19 protein-coding genes, 1 tRNA gene and 1 riboswitch are annotated in these 18266 nt (G+C 41.8%); of the genes, 14 read left to right on the top strand and 6 right to left on the bottom strand.

What is annotated here, in order from left to right:
- Positions 1-48 precede the first annotated feature (48 nt).
- A complete protein-coding gene (galE, locus tag CWB77_RS03030) occupies positions 49-1065 on the bottom strand; it encodes a UDP-glucose 4-epimerase GalE (protein WP_054202507.1) in 1017 nt (338 codons plus the stop codon).
- Positions 1066-1316: 251 nt separating this feature from the next.
- Here galE and CWB77_RS03025 point away from each other — a divergent pair, with 251 nt between their 5' ends.
- A complete protein-coding gene (locus tag CWB77_RS03025; RefSeq protein ID WP_010390512.1) occupies positions 1317-1805 on the top strand; it encodes a DUF3016 domain-containing protein in 489 nt (162 codons plus the stop codon).
- 53 nt (positions 1806-1858) lie between these two features.
- Here the strand turns inward: CWB77_RS03025 and CWB77_RS03020 are convergent, their stop codons facing one another.
- Complete coding sequence (locus CWB77_RS03020; protein WP_010390514.1) at positions 1859-2149, bottom strand: hypothetical protein; 291 nt, start codon at positions 2147-2149, stop codon at positions 1859-1861.
- Positions 2150-2265: 116 nt separating this feature from the next.
- On the opposite strand from CWB77_RS03020, the gene CWB77_RS03015 reads away from it, so the two are divergent.
- Positions 2266-2475: a hypothetical protein gene (locus CWB77_RS03015; protein ID WP_013463951.1), complete on the top strand. Its 210-nt coding sequence runs from the start codon at positions 2266-2268 to the stop codon at positions 2473-2475.
- On the opposite strand, the gene epmB is transcribed toward CWB77_RS03015, so the two are convergent.
- Positions 2472-3485, bottom strand: coding sequence for an EF-P beta-lysylation protein EpmB (epmB, locus tag CWB77_RS03010; RefSeq protein WP_138621313.1), 1014 nt, complete (start codon positions 3483-3485; stop codon positions 2472-2474). The two genes, CWB77_RS03015 and epmB, sit on opposite strands and share 4 nt — an antisense overlap.
- A 40-nt stretch (positions 3486-3525) precedes the next feature.
- On the opposite strand from epmB, the gene efp reads away from it, so the two are divergent.
- Positions 3526-4092, top strand: coding sequence for an elongation factor P (efp, locus tag CWB77_RS03005; protein WP_010390517.1), 567 nt, complete (start codon positions 3526-3528; stop codon positions 4090-4092).
- Between the two features lie 60 nt (positions 4093-4152).
- Complete coding sequence (gene epmA, locus CWB77_RS03000; protein WP_138621310.1) at positions 4153-5127, top strand: elongation factor P--(R)-beta-lysine ligase; 975 nt, start codon at positions 4153-4155, stop codon at positions 5125-5127.
- Positions 5128-5309: 182 nt separating this feature from the next.
- On the opposite strand, the gene CWB77_RS02995 is transcribed toward epmA, so the two are convergent.
- Positions 5310-7409, bottom strand: a complete 2100-nt coding sequence (locus CWB77_RS02995; RefSeq protein WP_138621308.1) for a TonB-dependent receptor — start codon at positions 7407-7409, stop codon at positions 5310-5312.
- Between the two features lie 102 nt (positions 7410-7511).
- Here CWB77_RS02995 and CWB77_RS02990 point away from each other — a divergent pair, with 102 nt between their 5' ends.
- The 8 genes from CWB77_RS02990 to CWB77_RS02955 all read left to right on the top strand — a co-directional run bounded on the left by CWB77_RS02990 (position 7512) and on the right by CWB77_RS02955 (position 15150).
- Positions 7512-7910, top strand: coding sequence for an acyl-CoA thioesterase (locus CWB77_RS02990; protein WP_138621306.1), 399 nt, complete (start codon positions 7512-7514; stop codon positions 7908-7910).
- Between the two features lie 115 nt (positions 7911-8025).
- Positions 8026-8424 (top strand): META domain-containing protein, encoded by a 399-nt coding sequence (locus CWB77_RS02985; RefSeq protein ID WP_010390523.1) that lies wholly within the window; start codon positions 8026-8028, stop codon positions 8422-8424.
- A 98-nt stretch (positions 8425-8522) separates the two neighbouring features.
- A riboswitch (TPP riboswitch) is annotated at positions 8523-8629 on the top strand.
- Positions 8630-8770: 141 nt separating this feature from the next.
- Positions 8771-10723 (top strand): phosphomethylpyrimidine synthase ThiC, encoded by a 1953-nt coding sequence (gene thiC, locus CWB77_RS02980; RefSeq protein WP_138621304.1) that lies wholly within the window; start codon positions 8771-8773, stop codon positions 10721-10723.
- Positions 10724-10839: 116 nt separating this feature from the next.
- Positions 10840-11841 carry an FAD-dependent oxidoreductase gene (locus CWB77_RS02975; RefSeq protein ID WP_138621302.1) on the top strand — a complete coding sequence of 334 codons (1002 nt, stop codon included), beginning with the start codon at positions 10840-10842 and terminating at the stop codon, positions 11839-11841.
- A gap of 6 nt (positions 11842-11847) precedes the next feature.
- On the top strand, positions 11848-12042 hold the full coding sequence (gene thiS / locus CWB77_RS02970) for a sulfur carrier protein ThiS (protein ID WP_036932961.1): 195 nt from the start codon (positions 11848-11850) through the stop codon (positions 12040-12042).
- 5 nt (positions 12043-12047) lie between these two features.
- Positions 12048-12839, top strand: a complete 792-nt coding sequence (locus CWB77_RS02965) for a thiazole synthase (protein ID WP_008115481.1) — start codon at positions 12048-12050, stop codon at positions 12837-12839.
- Between the two features lie 21 nt (positions 12840-12860).
- A complete protein-coding gene (thiE, locus tag CWB77_RS02960; RefSeq protein ID WP_138621300.1) occupies positions 12861-14387 on the top strand; it encodes a thiamine phosphate synthase in 1527 nt (508 codons plus the stop codon).
- Positions 14371-15150 (top strand): HesA/MoeB/ThiF family protein, encoded by a 780-nt coding sequence (locus tag CWB77_RS02955; RefSeq protein WP_138621298.1) that lies wholly within the window; start codon positions 14371-14373, stop codon positions 15148-15150. The genes thiE and CWB77_RS02955 overlap by 17 nt, the downstream gene beginning before the upstream one ends.
- 109 nt (positions 15151-15259) lie before the next feature.
- On the opposite strand, the gene asd is transcribed toward CWB77_RS02955, so the two are convergent.
- Complete coding sequence (gene asd, locus CWB77_RS02950; protein ID WP_171043246.1) at positions 15260-16126, bottom strand: archaetidylserine decarboxylase; 867 nt, start codon at positions 16124-16126, stop codon at positions 15260-15262.
- Positions 16127-16140: 14 nt separating this feature from the next.
- Positions 16141-17199 carry a small ribosomal subunit biogenesis GTPase RsgA gene (gene rsgA, locus CWB77_RS02945; RefSeq protein ID WP_138607092.1) on the bottom strand — a complete coding sequence of 353 codons (1059 nt, stop codon included), beginning with the start codon at positions 17197-17199 and terminating at the stop codon, positions 16141-16143.
- Between the two features lie 122 nt (positions 17200-17321).
- Here rsgA and orn point away from each other — a divergent pair, with 122 nt between their 5' ends.
- Both orn and CWB77_RS02935 read left to right on the top strand, forming a co-directional pair.
- Entirely contained in the window at positions 17322-17867 is a 546-nt protein-coding gene (orn, locus tag CWB77_RS02940; protein ID WP_008115490.1) for an oligoribonuclease, read from the top strand.
- Between the two features lie 175 nt (positions 17868-18042).
- Positions 18043-18118: transfer RNA gene (locus CWB77_RS02935), tRNA-Gly, on the top strand.
- Positions 18119-18266 lie beyond the last annotated feature (148 nt).

Raw genomic sequence — 18266 nt, 5'->3', positions numbered from 1 at the left:
AATTTAAATGCGGTGTTTTAATTTTAAGCTGATAACTTAAAGAAGCCTTTATGACTTATATCCATTTGGATTATTTGACTGCCAGCGCCAAGTATCTTGCATCATGACATCAATACCACGCTCGGCTTGCCAGCCTAGTTCACTAAGCGCTTTTTCTGGCGCAGCATAACAGGCTGCAATATCACCAGGGCGACGAGGTGACACCGCATAAGGGATAGCTTGGTCGCTAGCCTTAATAAACGCATTGACCATTTGTAATACTGAATAGCCGTTACCGGTACCAAGGTTATAAATAAGTGCGCCGGTTTCTGCGGCTATTTTATCAAGCGCTTTTAAATGCCCTAAGGCTAAATCTACAACGTGAATGTAATCGCGAACGCCAGTACCATCTACCGTGTCGTAATCATCGCCAAATATAGCGAGCTGCTTTAATTTACCAACCGCAACTTGTGAAATGAAAGGCAGTAAATTATTAGGAATGCCATTAGGATCTTCACCAATTAAACCTGACTCATGTGCACCAACAGGATTAAAGTAGCGCAAAATAGCAAACGCAAAGCGCTCATCTGATTTAGCTATATCTTGCAGCATCATTTCAACCATTAGTTTAGACGTACCATATGGGTTGGTTGTACCGCCAACGGGGAAGTCTTCGCGTATTGGTAAGCTTGCAGGGTCACCATAAACTGTTGCAGATGAGCTAAATACCAGTTTAAACACACCCGCGTCACGCATAGCATCAACTAGTGTTAATGTGCCTTGTACGTTATTTTGATAATACGCGATTGGTTTGGCTACCGACTCACCAACTGCTTTTAAACCTGCAAAATGAATTACACTATCAATGTTATGTTTTGCAAATACTGAGTCTAAAAAGGATTTATCTAAAATATCACCTTGATAAAAAGTAATTGCTTTACCGGTTATTTTTTTCACTCTCTCAAGTGACTCTTCAGAGGAGTTACTTAAGTTATCGATAACGATAACGTCGCTGCCTTGCTGTAAAAGTTCTAAAACGGTGTGTGAGCCAATATAGCCTGCGCCACCGGTTACTAAAATTGCCATGAATGCTCCTTGGAAACCTCTGTTCAATTACCCTAATTTCACCATAAATAATGAGTTTTTACATGTATTATTTTATTTGCTTTGTAATAGTATGATCGTAAACTGTACTTTCGATTACATTTTGTGCAATTTTAATAACACCTCAGCGTAAAGATTAAGTTATAGTTCATATGTAATTGCTAAAGTGATGTATAGCGATTTGTAAAATATTCAATTGATCACAATGATCAAAATACTCGTTGGAGAAACGTATGAACTTAGTTAAAAAAATAGCAATGTTGATGTGTATTGCACTACCGAGTGTTGTTTGCGCGGGTGAGGCTCAAGTGAAATGGCATGACTTTAATGATTATCGCGATGTACGCCCATCAAACCAAACTAAAGGCTCATACCATAAGCAAATAGCCAAAAGTATTGATGAACACTTTGCAAAGCTCAGCGAGCAACTTCCTAAAAACTACAGTTTAAAAATTGAAGTAACCGATTTAGATTTAGCCGGAGACGTACGCTATGGCGGTGTTAACGAAATCCGAGTGGTTAAACCTATTCACTTTCCACGCATTGAATTTAATTATGTGCTTAGTGATGAAAGTGGCGTTGTCGCACAAGAAGATAACGTAAGCTTAAAAGATATGGGTTTTATGGATAAAATTAAAATGGGTCGAGATGAAGCATTTTACTACGAAAAACGCTTATTAACAGAGTGGTTTGGTGAACAAATTTTACCGCGAATTAAGTAACATAGCGCAAAACATCTGTGCAACAGATGTTTTGCGCAGTAAGCCCAGAGTGCTTACTTAAAGGTCGCTAACAAGGTTAATAAGTTTTGTAGTTTAATAACTGCTTGTTTTAGCTTTTCTTCGTCTAAACCGTCGCTTGATAAGCTTTCTACATCAGCGGCAACGTCTAAAACGTACGGCTTAAAGCGTTTAGCTTCAAAGCTAAATCCAGCGTCTTCGGCAAATAAGGCTTTAAATTTTCCGTGGCCTTGCTGTTGTAACTCATCGAGTTTTTTATCAGCATCAAGCGCCTGACGGTAAACAATTTTTAAGTTGGCGTTGAGTTGTTCAATTATAGAATCCATGGTTTTCCTAAAGCTTAGTGCAATGTTGCCGATAAATACTTAAGTGGGTTGGTAAAGTAATTTACCAATTCAACGACTATAATACGTGTATTACATTTAAATGTCAGGTGTGAGTTATGAATATATCAGGTGGAAATCTACCTACAATCCCTGGTGCAGGCCAAGGCGCAGAGGTTTTAACTGCTGCTTTATCTAAAAAGCAACAGCAAGCTGATGGCGCCGCTGCACTTGCGCTTATTGAAGGTGCTACACAAACCTCAAGTGCACAAACACCGGCTAAGTCGGTTACTGCAACACTTGGGAATAATGTAAACGTTTATGTTTAAACCAATTTGAGGTCAATAGGGGTTTTACTTTTTTGGCCTCCTATTTCTCTTACTAGTTTAGGCACTAAAAATCCTGGCAGGGCCTCTAAAAGCTCTGCCATTATTTTTATGGCTTGTGCCTCATCTATATCAAAATGACTTGCGCCTTCTACTTTATCTAGTAAGTGTAAGTAATAAGGCAATACATTTGCATCAAACAACGCTTCACTTAAGTTTATTTGCGCATCAACTGTATCGTTCACGTCTTTTAAAATAACCGCCTGATTTAATAACAGTACATTGGCTTGTTTTAGCATGTTCATGGCGTTTTTAAAGTCATTGTCTATTTCGTTAGCATGGTTAATATGATTCACGAATATAATTTTTAGTGGTGACTTTGCTAATCTTTCACATAATTGTTCAGTAATGCGTGCAGGGATCACAACGGGTAAGCGGCTGTGTATGCGCATTCGTTTTATTTGTGGCATTTGCTCAAGCTCATCTAAAAACCAACTAATAGCATCGTCTTTGGCCATTAGTGGATCGCCACCACTTAAAATCACTTCGTTAATATTTTTATCAGCTTGTATATAGCTCAATGCATCAATAAGGCTGCGTTTATTTAACTGGTTTTCTTGATAAGGAAAATGGCGTCTAAAGCAGTAGCGGCAATTTACCGCACAACCAGTTTTAAACATGACTAAAACACGTGATTTATATTTATGTAACAGACCTGGTTGATTGTTATCTTGCTCAAGTAGCGGATCTTTATTAAACCCCGACTTAGTTAAAAATTCTTGATGGCGAGGCATAACTTGCAGCAATAAAGGATCATTTGCATCGCCATGACGAATTTTTTTTATAAAAGGCAATGGCACACGAACAGGAAACAAGCTACGAGCTTTTATGTCGTTTTCATGGACTTGGCTCGATAAACCAACCATTTCTAACAACACTTTTGGGCAGGTAACTACATTTGCTAATTCTTTTTGCCAGTTTTTATGCAAATTTGCTTCATTTCTTTGTATCATTGGCACGTAGATTACTCGAAAAATATAAATAGAGGAAACGATGGCGAATTATAGCACCAACGAGTTCAAGGGCGGCCTAAAAATTATGATGGACGGCGAACCTTGCAGTATCTTAGAAAATGAAATGGTAAAACCGGGTAAAGGCCAAGCGTTTAACCGTGTTCGTATCCGTAAGCTTATCTCTGGCAAGGTACTTGAAAAAACCTTTAAATCGGGTGAATCGGTTGAAGGTGCTGATGTAATGGATACCGATTTAGCGTACCTATATACAGACGGTGAATTTTGGCATTTCATGAACAATGAAACATTTGAACAAATCGCTGCTGACGAAAAAGCACTGGGCGATGCTGGCAAATGGTTAGTTGAAAACGATGTATGTACTATTACATTATGGAACGGCAGCCCAATTGCTGTAACTCCACCAAACTTTGTTGAGCTTGAGATCACTGAAACTGATCCGGGCCTTAAAGGTGATACAGCGGGCACGGGTGGTAAACCAGCAACGCTTAGCACAGGTGCTGTAGTACGTGTTCCATTATTCGTTCAAATTGGCGAAGTAATTAAAGTAGACACTCGTAATGGTGAATACGTGAGCCGTGTTAAGTAAGCAGCAACGCGTCTTATTAATTAAATCCCGGCTTAAGCTGGGATTTTTTTTGGAGAAAATATGTCAGCAGATCTTTGGAAGCCGAGTGCCAGCATAGAAATACTTAAGCAACGCGCAGCAATTATGCGCAGCATTCGGGAATTCTTTTATGAGCGTAATGTAATGGAAGTCGAAACACCGAGTTTAAGTGCTGCCAGTGTAACCGATGTGCATTTAGCCAGCTTTAATACTACATTTGTGGGCCCAGGCCATGCTGGTGGGCTCCCCCTGTTTTTGCAAACATCTCCAGAGTTTGCGATGAAACGCTTGTTAGCGGCCGGCTCAGGCGCTATTTTTCAGCTTTGTAAGGCATTTCGAAATGAAGAAGCGGGCAGTCATCATAATCCTGAATTTACTATGCTTGAATGGTATCGGCCTGGGTTTGACGAATTTGCTTTAATGGACGAAATAGATGAGCTAATGCAGCTCATTCTTGAGGTTGCTCCTGCAGAGCGCGTTACCTACCAAAAGGCATTTGAACGCGCGTTAGGGGTCGATCCATTAACTGTATCTATCACGCAGTTACAACAACTCGCATGCGAACATGGCTTTGCTGATATTGCTAAAAACGAGACTCATAAAGATACCTTGCTGCAATTATTATTTTGTATGAAAGTAGAGCCAACAATAGGACAAGATAAGCCATGTTTTGTGTATCACTTTCCGGCATCACAAGCGGCACTGGCACAAATTTGTGAACACGATGAGCGAGTAGCAGGGCGTTTTGAGTTGTATTATAAAAATATGGAACTGGCTAACGGCTTTAATGAGCTCACTAATGCTAAAGAACAAGCAAAAAGGTTTAACGAAGATAACGCCTATCGTGCTGCTAACGGCTTAAAGCAAGTTCCTGTGGATACGCGTTTAATTGCGGCATTGGAACATGGTTTACCGCAATGTGCGGGGGTTGCATTGGGGATTGATAGGCTCGTCATGCTAGCAACCAATAGACAAAAAATAAAAGAAGTGATTGCGTTTGATGTGGTAAGAGCTTAAATAATGGCTACGAGCTACGAGCTACGAGCTACGAGCTACGAGCTACGAGCTACGAGGTATGTACTGTTAAATTTAAAATCATTAGCAGCTAAGCTTTTAGCGGTAAGCTATCAGATAAAAAAACACCGCGTTTGCACTAAACGCGGTGTTTTTTATCTCTAACTGACAACTGGTTCGCTGTATTACAGATTAAGCGTAAACGTAACACCGGCCACACGTGGCTCACCTAGTTGAATGTAAGTTTGACTTGTATAACCATCTAACGGGTTGTTACCAAATTCAAAACCGCGAGTTGGAACGGTTTCATCAAACACATTACGTGCCCATGCACGAACAGCCCAGTTTTCTGCTTCGTAACCAAGGCTCGCATTTACTAAGTTTGTATTTGGAGCTTGTGCATTATGGCTGTCTGAGAAGTAATAATCGTCTTTGCCTTCAACGCCTAACATTGCATATAGCTCATCAGTAACATTGTAGCGTGCACTAAATGCGTATTGATATTTAGGCGCTTGTGCTTGCTCGCGGCCATCTTGGTTTAAGCCCGATTTAGTGACAAAGTCGTTTATTTTCGTATCTAAATAGCCAGCACTACCGCTAATGAGTAAATTATCAGTAAGTAAGTAGCTGCCTTCAATTTCAAGACCGTAGTTGCTGCCAGAGCTGGCATTGGCGACATAACCGGTAAATTGTTGATCTGATACTTGCCACGACTTTAATTGAATATTATCGCGGTGCATATAAAACGCCGCTAAGCGCAGGGTAAACTTGTCATCTAGCGATGAACCTTTAACGCCAAACTCACCACTCCACAAGTACTCTGGATCAAAGCTGGTATGCTGTTTGAAAAAATCAGCATCTAAGCTTAAACCTTCATCTTTTGCTTTTGCTAGCGCTTCTGAATTAATACCACCAGCTTTGTAACCGCGGGTGATACTGGTGTAAATCATGGTACGGTCAATAACTTGGTATTCAAGTGCAATTTTACCACCGAGCATAATATCGTCAGTTTCTTCAATAAAACCGTTACTATCGGTGTAATCTCCTTGATATTGCTCAACTCGTAAACCAGTAATAAGCGTAGTTTTTGGGCCAATTGCTGTGGCTAATTGGCCATAAGCTGCAATGTTATTAGTTTCATAGGTTGAAGCAAACGGGTTGGCTAACCACGTATATTGACGCTCTAAATCCACATCACGGTTTTGATAGTAAATACCCGCAACCCAGTTACCTGCTTTACCAGTAAATTGCAGATCGAGCGCTTGATCATCACGATCGCGGCTATAAATATCTGTTGAACTATAACCATCAGGATGTAAACCAGCGGCACATAATTGCGGCTTATTAGTATCGTTACACACCCAGTCTTCATCAAAACTATAAAAAAGTTCTGTATCAATGGCTGAAAGGTTTAAGCTGACATCAAAGGCATCAAAACCAGTGTAAGTATTATTCAGGCCAATAGCATAACTTTGTTGATTATCTTCGCCTGGTTGATCAGCAAGGCTGTTGCGAGAATTATCAAGGGTAAATGCATCGTAGCCATTATTAATATCAATATAATGCAGGTTAAGTTCTGAATTTAAATGAGCTGTGAGTTGGCTGTTTAATTTAAAGCGTGCAACTTGCTCATCTTGATCTTGAGTGGGTTTATCTAAATAAAGGTTGTCTACGTAGCCGTCAGACTTTCTGCGAAAGTAGCTAACGCGGGCACTGGTGTCATCTGTTAAACCGGTACTAGCAGCAAGGCCTGCTTCGTGGCTGTTATAAGTGCCAGCGCCTAAATGTAACTTTAAGCTAGGATCGCTGGTTGCATTAGCTGATTGCATTTGGATCATGCCCGCCATGCCATCTGCACCAAAACGTGTACCTTGAGGACCGCGATAAATTTCTACTTGGTCAATATCAAACAATAATGAACTACCACCTAAGCCTGAATAATTAATACCGTCAATTACTAAGCCCACAGATGGATTTATCGGGTCAACAAACTGCGAGCGTAAACCGACACCGCGAATTTGAATATAACGACCGCGAGACGCACCAGCAGCAAAGTTTACATTGGCTGCACTGGCTAACATTTCGTCTAAATATGTTGCACCACGTTGATTCATTTCATTTTCAGAAAATAAGCTGGCACTGGCGCTTAATGTTTGAATGCTTTCTTGCTGAAAGTCACCGGTAACAATGATTTTCTCTAGTTCGGTGTCATCTGCGTTAGCATAGATAGGTGCTGCGAGCAGGGGTAATAACGTGGCTGTAATTAAAGACAAACGTAAGTTCATTAGGTTACTTAACTCCATTTTAGGGACTTGTATGGTAGCAATTATTTCAACACTTGTGCTATAAACGCGGCAATTATACGTTAAATAATTGGGATTACTAATATGACCTTTAAAGTAGACTTTAAGGTACGCGACTACGAATGTGACTTACAAGGTATTGTGAATAACAGTGTTTATTTTAATTATCTTGAGCACGCTCGCCACGAATTTTTATACGCACACGGCGTTGACTTTTCACAACTTGCGAAAGATAAAATTAACTTAGTGGTGATACGCAGTGAAATGGATTACAAACATTCCCTACTACCAGGGGATGAGTTTTATGTGGCGGTAGAGCCTGTGCGTATTAGCCGTCTTAAGTTTGCATTTAAACAAACGGTAGTGCGCAAACAAGATGAAAAAGTGATGCTCAATGCCTTAGTTATTGGTACATCGGTTAATGAGAAAGGTCGTCCATTTTTACCACCACAGATAGATAACTTATTCCAAGCCGTTGCATAGCGCTAAATAGCGTAACTTTTAAACAAAAATTTACATTTAAAATATGCATTTTTAACGGATAAACCTGACAAATATTGATACTATTACATTAATTAGACAATAAGTTAGTAGTAACATGAAATTAGCAGCAATACCGATGCTCGTAATCGGTTTATGTGTTGGTTGCGCATCAACAGGGACAGTTACCACTGAGCAGCTAAAATATACACAATGGCAATTATCAAAGGTTGATGATTTGGCTATTCCCGCGTCCTTTAAAGCATCAATGAGTTTTATAGAAGCGCTACAAATAAACGGCTTTGCCGGATGTAATAAGTTTTTTGGTGAAGGCTCACTTGAAGACAGTAGCCTGAGCGTAAGCAAATTAGGTATGACACGTAAATCATGTGGCCCTGAACTGGATGAGTTTGAACAACAGTTTTTACAAGCTCTACAGCAAGGTGCAGTGCTTAACATGCAAGACCAAACATTGGTAATGCAAGCTGAACAAAAATTTGTGTTTATCCCAAAATAATTTTTGAGTTTTGAAAAACAGCCCCTTGCAGGGAATTTTCAACTGGCGTACACTCGTCGAAGATTTGATCAAAACATTATCAAATCAACGAACAATTCAAATACTTGTCGGAGTGCCTAAGTTTTATTTAGGCTGAGATCGCGAAAGCGGGATCCGTGAACCTGATCAGGTTAATACCTGCGTAGGGAACAAGCTGCCTAACTAGGACGCTTGTGCGTCTTTTTTTATGCGCACAAAAAAGCAAGATCCGTCTTAGGCCGCAAAGTCGCATAAAGCTACTTTACGATCTTTCTCTATTCCTCAGCGGAATATCTGACAAGACAACCCTTTAGCAATGAGGTAAGTCATGTCAAATACAATAAATAAAGCCACCCGTCGCGAAACTCGTGCGGCCGCATCAGATTATATTTATAACCTTACAGGGCAACCATTCCCAAGTTCTCATAAAGTGTATGTTGAAGGCACGCAAGAAAATGTACGTGTGGGTATGCGTGAAATCACATTGAGCGATACTTTTATTGGTGGTGATGAACAAAACCCAGTGTATGAGTCAAATGCACCACTGCGTGTTTACGATACATCAGGCCCGTATACCGATCCTGAATTTAAATTGGATGTGCGCAAGGGACTTAATAAATACCGTGAACAATGGATTGAGAGCCGTAATGATACCGAAGTACTCGAGTCGGTAACCTCACAGTTTGCACAGCAGCGTATGGCTGATGATGGGCTAGATCATATTCGCTTTGAACACCTTCTAAAAATACGCCGTGCAAAAGCAGGTAAAAATGTCACCCAAATGCATTATGCTCGCCAAGGAATAGTCACCCCAGAAATGGAATATGTAGCGATACGTGAAAACATGGGGCGCGCGCAAATACGTGAAGAGTTATTAGCTGCGCAGCATAAAGGGGAGTCGTTTGGCGCGAGTATCCCTGAGTTTATTACTCCTGAATTTGTGCGTGATGAAATTGCTCGCGGACGCGCTATTTTACCTAACAATATTAATCACCCAGAAAGCGAGCCTATGATTGTTGGTCGTAACTTTTTAGTTAAAGTTAACGCCAATATTGGTAATTCATCAGTGGGTTCATCTATCGAAGAAGAAGTTGAAAAAATGGTGTGGTCAACCCGCTGGGGTGCCGACACCGTAATGGATTTATCAACAGGGCGTTACATTCACGAAACCCGTGAATGGCTGGTGCGTAATTCGCCAGTACCTATCGGTACTGTTCCAATTTACCAAGCACTTGAAAAAGTCAATGGTGTAGCAGAAGACCTAACCTGGGAAATATTTCGCGATACTCTGATTGAACAAGCAGAACAAGGCGTTGATTACTTTACCATTCATGCTGGTGTGCTATTGCGTTATGTGCCAATGACAGCAAAACGCGTAACCGGTATTGTGTCACGTGGTGGCTCAATTATGGCTAAATGGTGTTTAGCGCACCACAAAGAAAACTTCTTATACACTCACTTTGAAGATATTTGTGAAATTTTAAAACAATACGATGTGTGTTTTTCACTAGGGGACGGTTTACGTCCGGGTTCTATTGCCGATGCGAACGATGAAGCGCAATTTAGTGAGCTGCGTACCTTAGGGGAACTGACTAAAATAGCTTGGATGCATGATGTACAAGTGTTCATAGAAGGCCCTGGACATGTGCCTATGCATATGATCAAAGCCAATATGGATGAGCAACTTAAACATTGCGATGAAGCGCCATTTTATACCTTAGGCCCACTGACCACAGATATTGCTCCAGGGTATGATCATATAACCTCGGGTATTGGTGCAGCGCAGATTGCTTGGTATGGCTGTGCTATGTTGTGTTACGTAACACCTAAAGAGCATTTAGGTTTGCCAAATAAAGAAGACGTTAAAGAAGGCCTTATTACCTACAAAATTGCCGCTCATGCCGCCGATTTAGCGAAAGGTCACCCAGGTGCACAAGAGCGAGATAACGCGCTATCAAAAGCGCGCTTTGAATTTAGATGGCATGACCAGTTTAATATTGGTTTAGACCCTGTTCGCGCCCGTGAATACCATGATGAAACACTGCCGCAAGAATCAGGCAAAGTTGCGCATTTTTGTTCTATGTGTGGCCCTAAATTTTGTTCCATGAAAATAACCCAAGAAGTACGCGACTACGCCAAAGATCTAGAAGCGCGCGGTATTGATCCTAATAACGTGGGTGATGCCATTGAAATCAAAATGGTTGATGTAGAGGCCGAGATGAAAGCTAAATCTGAAGAGTTTAAGCAAACAGGCTCAGAGATTTACCATAAAGCGCTGTAGCACAGCTTTCAGTTATTAGCTGTCAGCTATCAGCGATAAAGTAAGCAGCGTAGAGGCAAGAGTTGCTTTACTGACAGCTGAAAGCTGGTGGCTATGAGCTACATTTAGGAGTGTTTATGTTTTATAACATTGCTGTGGTGGGCTTTGGTTTAGCAGGGCGGTTGGCCGCGCTTGAGTTAAGTAAGCAACATCGTGTTACCGTATTTGAAGCCGATGATGAACATACTCAGAACAGTGCCGGTAAAGTGGCAGCAGCGATGCTAGCCCCCCTAGCTGAGTCTGTTATGTGCGAACGTGAATTGGCTTTAATGGGAGTGGATTCTATTACTCGATGGCCTGCTATTTTAGAACAACTAAATAGCGAGGTATTTTTTCAACAGCAAGGTACCCTAGTGGTTGCTCATCCGCAGGATAAAGGCGACTTACAAAGCTTTGCACAGCGAATCAAGCCGTTACTAAATTTTAGTGCTCAAGCAATTAATGCACAGCAAATTGAGCAACTAGAACCTGAACTGGCTGGTCGATTTAGCCAAGGCCTATTTTTGCCCGGTGAAGCGCAGATAGATAACCAAGCCTTTTACAAAGCCAGTTTTAGGTTGCTAAATAAGCGCAAAGTAAAGTTTGTATTTAATCAGCGCGCCAGCATCTTTGATAACAAAGTGAATAATCGAGAGTTTGATTACATTATTGATTGTCGAGGGCTTGGAGCCAAACAAGATCAGCCCCTTCGAGGCGTGCGCGGGGAAGTGGCAAGACTCTATGCACCCGAGGTTAATTTATCTCGGCCAGTGAGGTTAATGCATCCGCGTTATCCTATTTATATAGCACCTAAGCCGAACCATGAATATGTGATTGGTGCCACCGAAATTGAGTCTCAAGATAACGGGGCGGCAACGGTGCGTTCAACGTTGGAGTTACTTTCAGCCGCTTATACAGTGCACAGCGGTTTTGCCGAGGCTCGACTGTTAAATATTCAAACCGGGCTTCGCCCTGCGTTTAGCGATAACTGCCCACAAGTTACACAACTGGGGCAGGTAATTAGTATTAATGGATTATACCGCCATGGCTACATGCTCGCGCCGAGTTTAGTTGCTGATGCTGTTGCCAGAATAGAGTGAGGAATGATGGATATAATAATTAATGGTAAAGCGCTCACCCTAACAAGTAGCGAACTAAAACAGTGTTTAATTGAGTATGGTGCTAAAGCACCGTTTGCAGTAGCCATTAATGGCCAGTTTGTACCTCAAGAGCAACATGCTAACTACACACTTAATGATGGTGATTGCATTGATGTGTTATCTCCGATTCAAGGAGGGTAACCATTATGTTACCTCCCGATAATATCACTATTTATGGCGAGCAATTTTCAAGTAGATTACTGATTGGCTCTGCGCTTTACCCATCTCCCGCGACGATGACTAAAGCAATTAATGCTTCAGGAGCGGATATTGTTACTGTGTCTTTACGTCGCCAGCAAAGCGCAGCTGCAGGAGATGATTTTTGGCAACTTATAAAGAATACAGGGCTCAAAGTTTTACCTAACACAGCAGGATGCCACAGTGTTAAAGAGGCCATTAATTTAGCTAAAATGTGTCGAGAAGTATTTGCTACCGATTGGATAAAGCTGGAATTAATTGGCGATGACTATAACTTACAGCCAGATCCTTTTGCTCTGCTTGAAGCCACTGAGATTTTAATTAAAGATGGGTTTAAAGTACTGCCTTACTGCACCGATGACTTAGTGCTTTGCCAACGTTTAGATGAATTAGGCTGCGAGGTGCTAATGCCATGGGGCGCGCCAATTGGTACCGGTAAGGGATTATTAAATAGTTATAACTTAAAGGCGATACGGGAGCGTTTACCTAACAGCACATTAATTGTTGATGCTGGGTTAGGTTTACCATCGCATGCCTGCCAAGCCTTAGAATTAGGGTATGATGCGGTATTATTAAATTCAGCCATAGCGGGTGCGGGTTGCCCTATTACCATGGGACGTGCATTTAAAGCAGCGGTTGAAGCAGGGCGCTTTGCTTATAACGCCAAAGCAATGCCAGAAAAAGACGTTGCGGCCCCATCAACCCCCACAATGGGTATGCCATTTTGGCATCAAACGTAAAAAATTAGGAAGTAGGTCATTATGAACAATGTAGTATGGACGATTGCGGGCTCAGACTCCGGCGGTGGCGCAGGTATTCAAGCTGATATTAAAGCAATGCAAAGCTTTGGTGTGCACGGTTGTACTGCGATTACCGCACTAACAGCACAAAACAGTTTAGGTGTTGAGGCGATTAATGCCGTCTCTACTGATGTGATTGAGTCGCAGTTATTGGCACTCGAAAAAGACATGAAAGCCAAAGTAATTAAAATTGGTATGTTAGCTAACGTGCAGCAAATTCAATTGATCAGTGAGCATATTAGCCATTACAAAGCGAAGTGGCCAACCCCGCCGGTGATTGTGTACGATCCTGTGGCTATTGCCTCAAGCGGTGATTTACTAACAGAAGAAGACACTGTAAGCGCGATTAAAGAATGCCTATTACCGCTGGTGGATGTAATTACCCCTAATACCCATGAAACACAGTTATTAACAGGTGTGTATTTAATTGGCCCCGCAGCAATTAAAGAAGCAGCAAGCAAACTAATGGCATGGGGTGCCAAAGCGGTGGTTATAAAAGGTGGGCATTGGGATTACCCAAGTGGTTACTGTATTGATTACTGCTCACAAGGTAATGAAGAGTACTGGTTGGGTAATGAAAAAATTCAGGTTCCGCACAATCATGGCACTGGCTGTAGTATGGCGTCTGTTATTGCTGCATGCCTTGCAAAGGACTATCCGTTAAAAGATGCGTTTATTTTAGCTAAAGCCTATATAAACCAAGGTTTAAAGCAATCAGTTCGCTATGGCGAGGGGATAGGGCCGGTTGCACAAACGTCGTTTCCGACTGACCTAGCGCATTACCCTCAAGTGATTGAAGCGGGTAGTTGGTTGGGTGATGAGCTAGATTTTGATGTACCGCTTGATTTTAATATGGCAGCTGACTTTGCTGCGTGTGAAAGCAAAGCGCTTGGCGCTTATGCGGTAGTCGATAGTGTAGAGTGGTTAGAAAAATGCTTACAAAATGGTATTAAAACAGCGCAGTTAAGAGTTAAAAATAAAAGCGAAGATGAGCTGGAACAATTAGTCGCAAGCGCGGTCGCTTTGGGTCAGCAATACAGTGCGCATGTGTTTATTAACGATTACTGGCAGCTGGCAATTAAACATGGCGCCTATGGTGTGCATTTAGGACAAGAAGACATAGAGAACGCCAATTTAGCAGCTATAAAAGAAGCAGGCCTGCGACTTGGGCTTTCTACCCATGGCTTTTATGAAATGCTTCGGGCGCACAATTACCGCCCAAGTTACATGGCCTTTGGCGCGATTTACCCTACCACCACCAAAGACATGACAGGCCAAATTCAAGGGCTTGAAAAGCTAACTCGGTTTGCGCCACTAATGCAAAGCTATCCTACAGTGGCTATTGGCGGAATTGATTTAGACAGGGCGCAAGAGGTTGCTAAAACGGGCGTGGGCAGTGTGGCCGTGGTACGTGCTATTACCGAGGCTGATGATTATGTAGAGGCAATCAATACCTTAAAATCGGTGATAAATGAGAATGCCTGCTAACATGCAAGCGCAGCAACTGAGCGACAAAGAAACTCTGCGCTATAGCCGTCACTTATTATTAAAAGAAGTGGGGCTTGAAGGGCAGTTAACACTTAAAGAGGCAACCGTTGCTGTGGTAGGTGCAGGCGGGCTAGGAAGTCCTGCGCTACTTTATTTAGCAGCGGCTGGCATTGGCACACTAATATTAATTGATGACGATGCCGTTGAACTATCTAATTTACAGCGGCAAATACTGTATAAAGTGAATCACTTAGGGCAGCAAAAAGTAAATGCAGCAGGAAAGGTGCTTGCGAGCCTTAATAATCAAATAAACATAGTGACTCACTCGCAAAAGTTGAGCGCTGCTAACAGTGATGCACTATTAAATAACGCCGATATTGTACTTGATTGCTCTGATAACTTTGCGACTCGTTACACCGTCAATCGTTTTTGCGTAAACAACAAAACACCACTAATTTCTGCAGCAGCGCTAGCAAAGCAAGGGCAATTAATGGGCTTTGACTTTAGGCAAACAGATAGCCCTTGTTATGGCTGCGTATTTCCAAAAAATGATGCTAACCCTGTTGTTAATTGCGACAATGCGGGCGTTATTAGTCCCTTACTTGGTGTAATTGGATCTATGCAGGCACAGCTAACTCTTAATATGTTGTTAGGTCATTGTGGTGGGAGTGTGTTTATAACCTTTGACGCATTAAGCTTAAAGCAACAGCATTTTAAGATGGCTAAAAATTTAGCGTGTAGAGAGTGTGGCAAGTATGAGTAATGAACAGCTTTGTTTTTAACGTCGCAAGCTCTACGTCTACAAAAACACCGTGATTATAGAAAATAAACACGGTGTTTTTTAATCTCAACCAGACAACTGGTACTATTTATTAATCATCAATTTTTGCAAACGCAGTGCCTAAACGAGTTACCGTTTCAGGGCGTTGATCATCAAAAATATCGGCTTTATCTGCACCCCATACAAGCACAACTGTTGAGCCTAATTTAAAGCGACCCATTTCTTCCCCTTTCTTAAGGGTGATCGCGTTTTCGCCTTTAGTTGGGTAGTTCCAGCTAAACACATCACTGCCAGCTGGTGGAGTGACTGTGCCAGCCCAAATAGTTTCTATGCTAGCAACAATGGTTGCGCCTACAAGGACCATAGCAAGCGGGCCAATTTCAGTTTCAAAAATTGCTACTACACGTTCGTTACGGGCAAATAAATTCGGTACGTTTTGCGCGGTAAGTGGATTTACTGAAAATAAATCGCCCGGTACGTAAATCATTTTGCTTAACGTGCCATCAATTGGCATATGAATACGGTGGTAGTCTTTTGGTGCCAAGTAAATAGTTGCAAATTTACCGCCTAAAAAAGGCGTTGTGTCGTCTTGTGAGCCACCTAGCAACGCTTGTAAGCTGTAATCATGGCCTTTAGCTTGGATTAGTTGGCCGTCAACAATATCGCCAAGCTGGCTGATTGCGCCGTCAACAGGGTGAATAATAATATCGTCATCTTCAACCATCGGACGAGCACCGTCTTTTAACGGGCGGGTAAAAAATTCATTAAAGGTTTTATAGTGGGCAGGGTCAGAATATTTAGCCTCACTCATATTTATTTTGTATTGTTTAATAAATAATTTAATTAATGTTGTTGTTAATGCGCCCGCTTTTGCAGCTGCAAGCTTACCTACTACACGAGAAATAAAGTGCTTTGGCATAGCATATTGCATGGCGATTTTAAATTTATCTAAACTCACAGGTTTTTCCCTAATTATACGCGAGGCGCACGCGCGCCGGCACGGCCATCGGCCATGGTTTCTAAAATACGGTGATAGCTTTCAAAGCGTAACTTTGAGATATCGCCATCAGCGACTGCTTGCTGAATTATACAGCCTGGATCGTTTAAGTGTTTACAGTCTCTAAAACGGCATCCACCTATAAACTCTCTAAATTCTTTAAAACACCAAGTGACTCGTTCAACATCTAAATGCCATAAACCAAACTCACGAATACCCGGTGAATCAATTAAGTTACCGCCACTTGGTAAATGATGCAGACGCGATACTGTGGTGGTGTGCTGGCCTAGACCGCTGTTTTCAGAGACTTCTTTAGTCAAAATTTCAGCATCCGGCAGCACAGTGTTTACTAAGGTAGATTTACCCACACCACTTTGGCCAACAAAAATATTGTTTTTGCCTACAAGTACTTCTTTTAATTCATTAATGCCTTCGCCGGTTATATTACTAACTAGCAGCACTTGGTAATTAAGTTTACGGTAAATATCGAGTATTTGTTGTATGTCGTTTAAACCAGTTTCATCAATTAAATCAATTTTATTAAGTACTAAAATCGGCTCAATGCCCATGTCTTCGCAGGCAATTAAATAGCGGTCAATAATGCTTGGCGTAAACTCAGGCAATACTGCTGATACCATTAAAATTTGGTCTATATTCGCGGCAATCACTTTTACACCGTCGTAAAAATCAGGGCGCGTTAACTGTGAACGACGTTCTTGAGTTGCTTCAATAACCCCCGCTAAATCGCCTTCACTTACTTTTGCACGACGAAATAATACCTCATCGCCACATACTAAATTCGATACGGTACGGCGAATATTACAGCGAAGAACATCGCCATTTTGGGTTTCTACGTCGGCATGTTGCCCAAAGCGGCTAATAACAATCGCATTTTCCACTTGACCTAAATTATCTGTTTGCCACTCTTGCGCGCCGACTTTTGCCGGTTTTTTATCGGCATTCGATAAACGCTTTTGATGATTCGCCTTGATCCTACGGGATTGGCCTTTACTTAATTTTTTCTGTTTTGCCACTTGAGGCCTATAACCTGAGTTAAATGCCGAGTTTGCCAAAAAAAGCTTTAGCTCGACGGTTGATGCTAATATGATATATCGAAATGCGTTGGATCTAAAGAAAAGCACCGTTTAAGGTAATTATGACTATTAATAAATCAAATTTAATTTGGCTCGATCTGGAAATGACCGGACTTGAACCAGAGACTGACAAAATACTTGAAATTGCAACTGTTGTCACTGACGCTGATCTGAATATATTAGCCGAAGGGCCAACGATTGCCATTCATCAAAGTGATGAACTACTGGATGGCATGGATGAGTGGTGTACAACTCAGCATGGCAAATCTGGATTAACGGCTCGCTGTAAGGCAAGCACGTTTGATGAAGCTTATGCCGTGGAACAAACCCTCGCGTTTTTAAAGCAATGGGTGCCAGCGGGTGCTTCACCTATGTGTGGTAACTCGATAGGCCAAGACCGCCGCTTTATGAATAAGTATATGCGCGAGCTTGAAGACTTTTTTCATTACCGTAATTTAGATGTCAGTACCATTAAAGAACTTGCTCGTCGTTGGAAACCAGATGTGTTGGCTCAAGTGAATAAAAAAGGGTCGCATTTAGCGTTAGACGACATTAAAGATTCGATTATGGAATTAAAGGTTTACCGAGAAAAGTTTTTTAATTTATAAAAAATACTTGCAAAGCCCCCTAATTATTGTAGAATCCTGCCCCGCTCAAGACGATAACCCCAGCGGGGTTAGTGTGTTTGGGCTTTGACTTTTTGAATGCGGCACTAGCTCAGTTGCCAGAATGTTGAACGCGACCTGTCGCGCACCAACGGACAAATTACTGGCTATTTTGAATGCGGCACTAGCTCAGTTGGTAGAGCGCGACCTTGCCAAGGTCGAGGTCACGAGTTCGAGCCTCGTGTGCCGCTCCAATTTCTCACCAAAGAAATTGCAGCACAAGACAAAAAGTTAAAGTTGATATAATGCGGCATTAGTTCAGTTGCCAGAATGTAGGACGCGACCCGTCGCGCACCAACGGACAAATTACTGACTATTTTGAATGCGGCACTAGCTCAGTTG

The sequence above is a fragment of the Pseudoalteromonas sp. S1610 genome (assembly GCF_005887465.1).
GTDB classification, from domain to species: Bacteria; Pseudomonadota; Gammaproteobacteria; order Enterobacterales; family Alteromonadaceae; genus Pseudoalteromonas; species Pseudoalteromonas undina.
The sequence above is the reverse complement of the archived record's forward strand: the minus strand, read 5'-3'. Positions and strand labels throughout refer to the sequence as shown.

Bases quoted from the DNA above. Each gene is read 5' to 3' on its own strand.
- galE (WP_054202507.1), bottom strand. From the start codon at position 1,065: ATGGCAATTTTAGTAACCGGTGGCGCAGGCTATATTGGCTCACACACC.
- CWB77_RS03025 (WP_010390512.1), top strand. From the start codon at position 1,317: ATGAACTTAGTTAAAAAAATAGCAATGTTGATGTGTATTGCACTACCG.
- CWB77_RS03020 (WP_010390514.1), bottom strand. From the start codon at position 2,149: ATGGATTCTATAATTGAACAACTCAACGCCAACTTAAAAATTGTTTAC.
- CWB77_RS03015 (WP_013463951.1), top strand. From the start codon at position 2,266: ATGAATATATCAGGTGGAAATCTACCTACAATCCCTGGTGCAGGCCAA.
- epmB (WP_138621313.1), bottom strand. From the start codon at position 3,485: ATGATACAAAGAAATGAAGCAAATTTGCATAAAAACTGGCAAAAAGAA.
- efp (WP_010390517.1), top strand. From the start codon at position 3,526: ATGGCGAATTATAGCACCAACGAGTTCAAGGGCGGCCTAAAAATTATG.
- epmA (WP_138621310.1), top strand. From the start codon at position 4,153: ATGTCAGCAGATCTTTGGAAGCCGAGTGCCAGCATAGAAATACTTAAG.
- CWB77_RS02995 (WP_138621308.1), bottom strand. From the start codon at position 7,409: ATGAACTTACGTTTGTCTTTAATTACAGCCACGTTATTACCCCTGCTC.
- CWB77_RS02990 (WP_138621306.1), top strand. From the start codon at position 7,512: ATGACCTTTAAAGTAGACTTTAAGGTACGCGACTACGAATGTGACTTA.
- CWB77_RS02985 (WP_010390523.1), top strand. From the start codon at position 8,026: ATGAAATTAGCAGCAATACCGATGCTCGTAATCGGTTTATGTGTTGGT.
- thiC (WP_138621304.1), top strand. From the start codon at position 8,771: ATGTCAAATACAATAAATAAAGCCACCCGTCGCGAAACTCGTGCGGCC.
- CWB77_RS02975 (WP_138621302.1), top strand. From the start codon at position 10,840: ATGTTTTATAACATTGCTGTGGTGGGCTTTGGTTTAGCAGGGCGGTTG.
- thiS (WP_036932961.1), top strand. From the start codon at position 11,848: ATGGATATAATAATTAATGGTAAAGCGCTCACCCTAACAAGTAGCGAA.
- CWB77_RS02965 (WP_008115481.1), top strand. From the start codon at position 12,048: ATGTTACCTCCCGATAATATCACTATTTATGGCGAGCAATTTTCAAGT.
- thiE (WP_138621300.1), top strand. From the start codon at position 12,861: ATGAACAATGTAGTATGGACGATTGCGGGCTCAGACTCCGGCGGTGGC.
- CWB77_RS02955 (WP_138621298.1), top strand. From the start codon at position 14,371: ATGAGAATGCCTGCTAACATGCAAGCGCAGCAACTGAGCGACAAAGAA.
- orn (WP_008115490.1), top strand. From the start codon at position 17,322: ATGACTATTAATAAATCAAATTTAATTTGGCTCGATCTGGAAATGACC.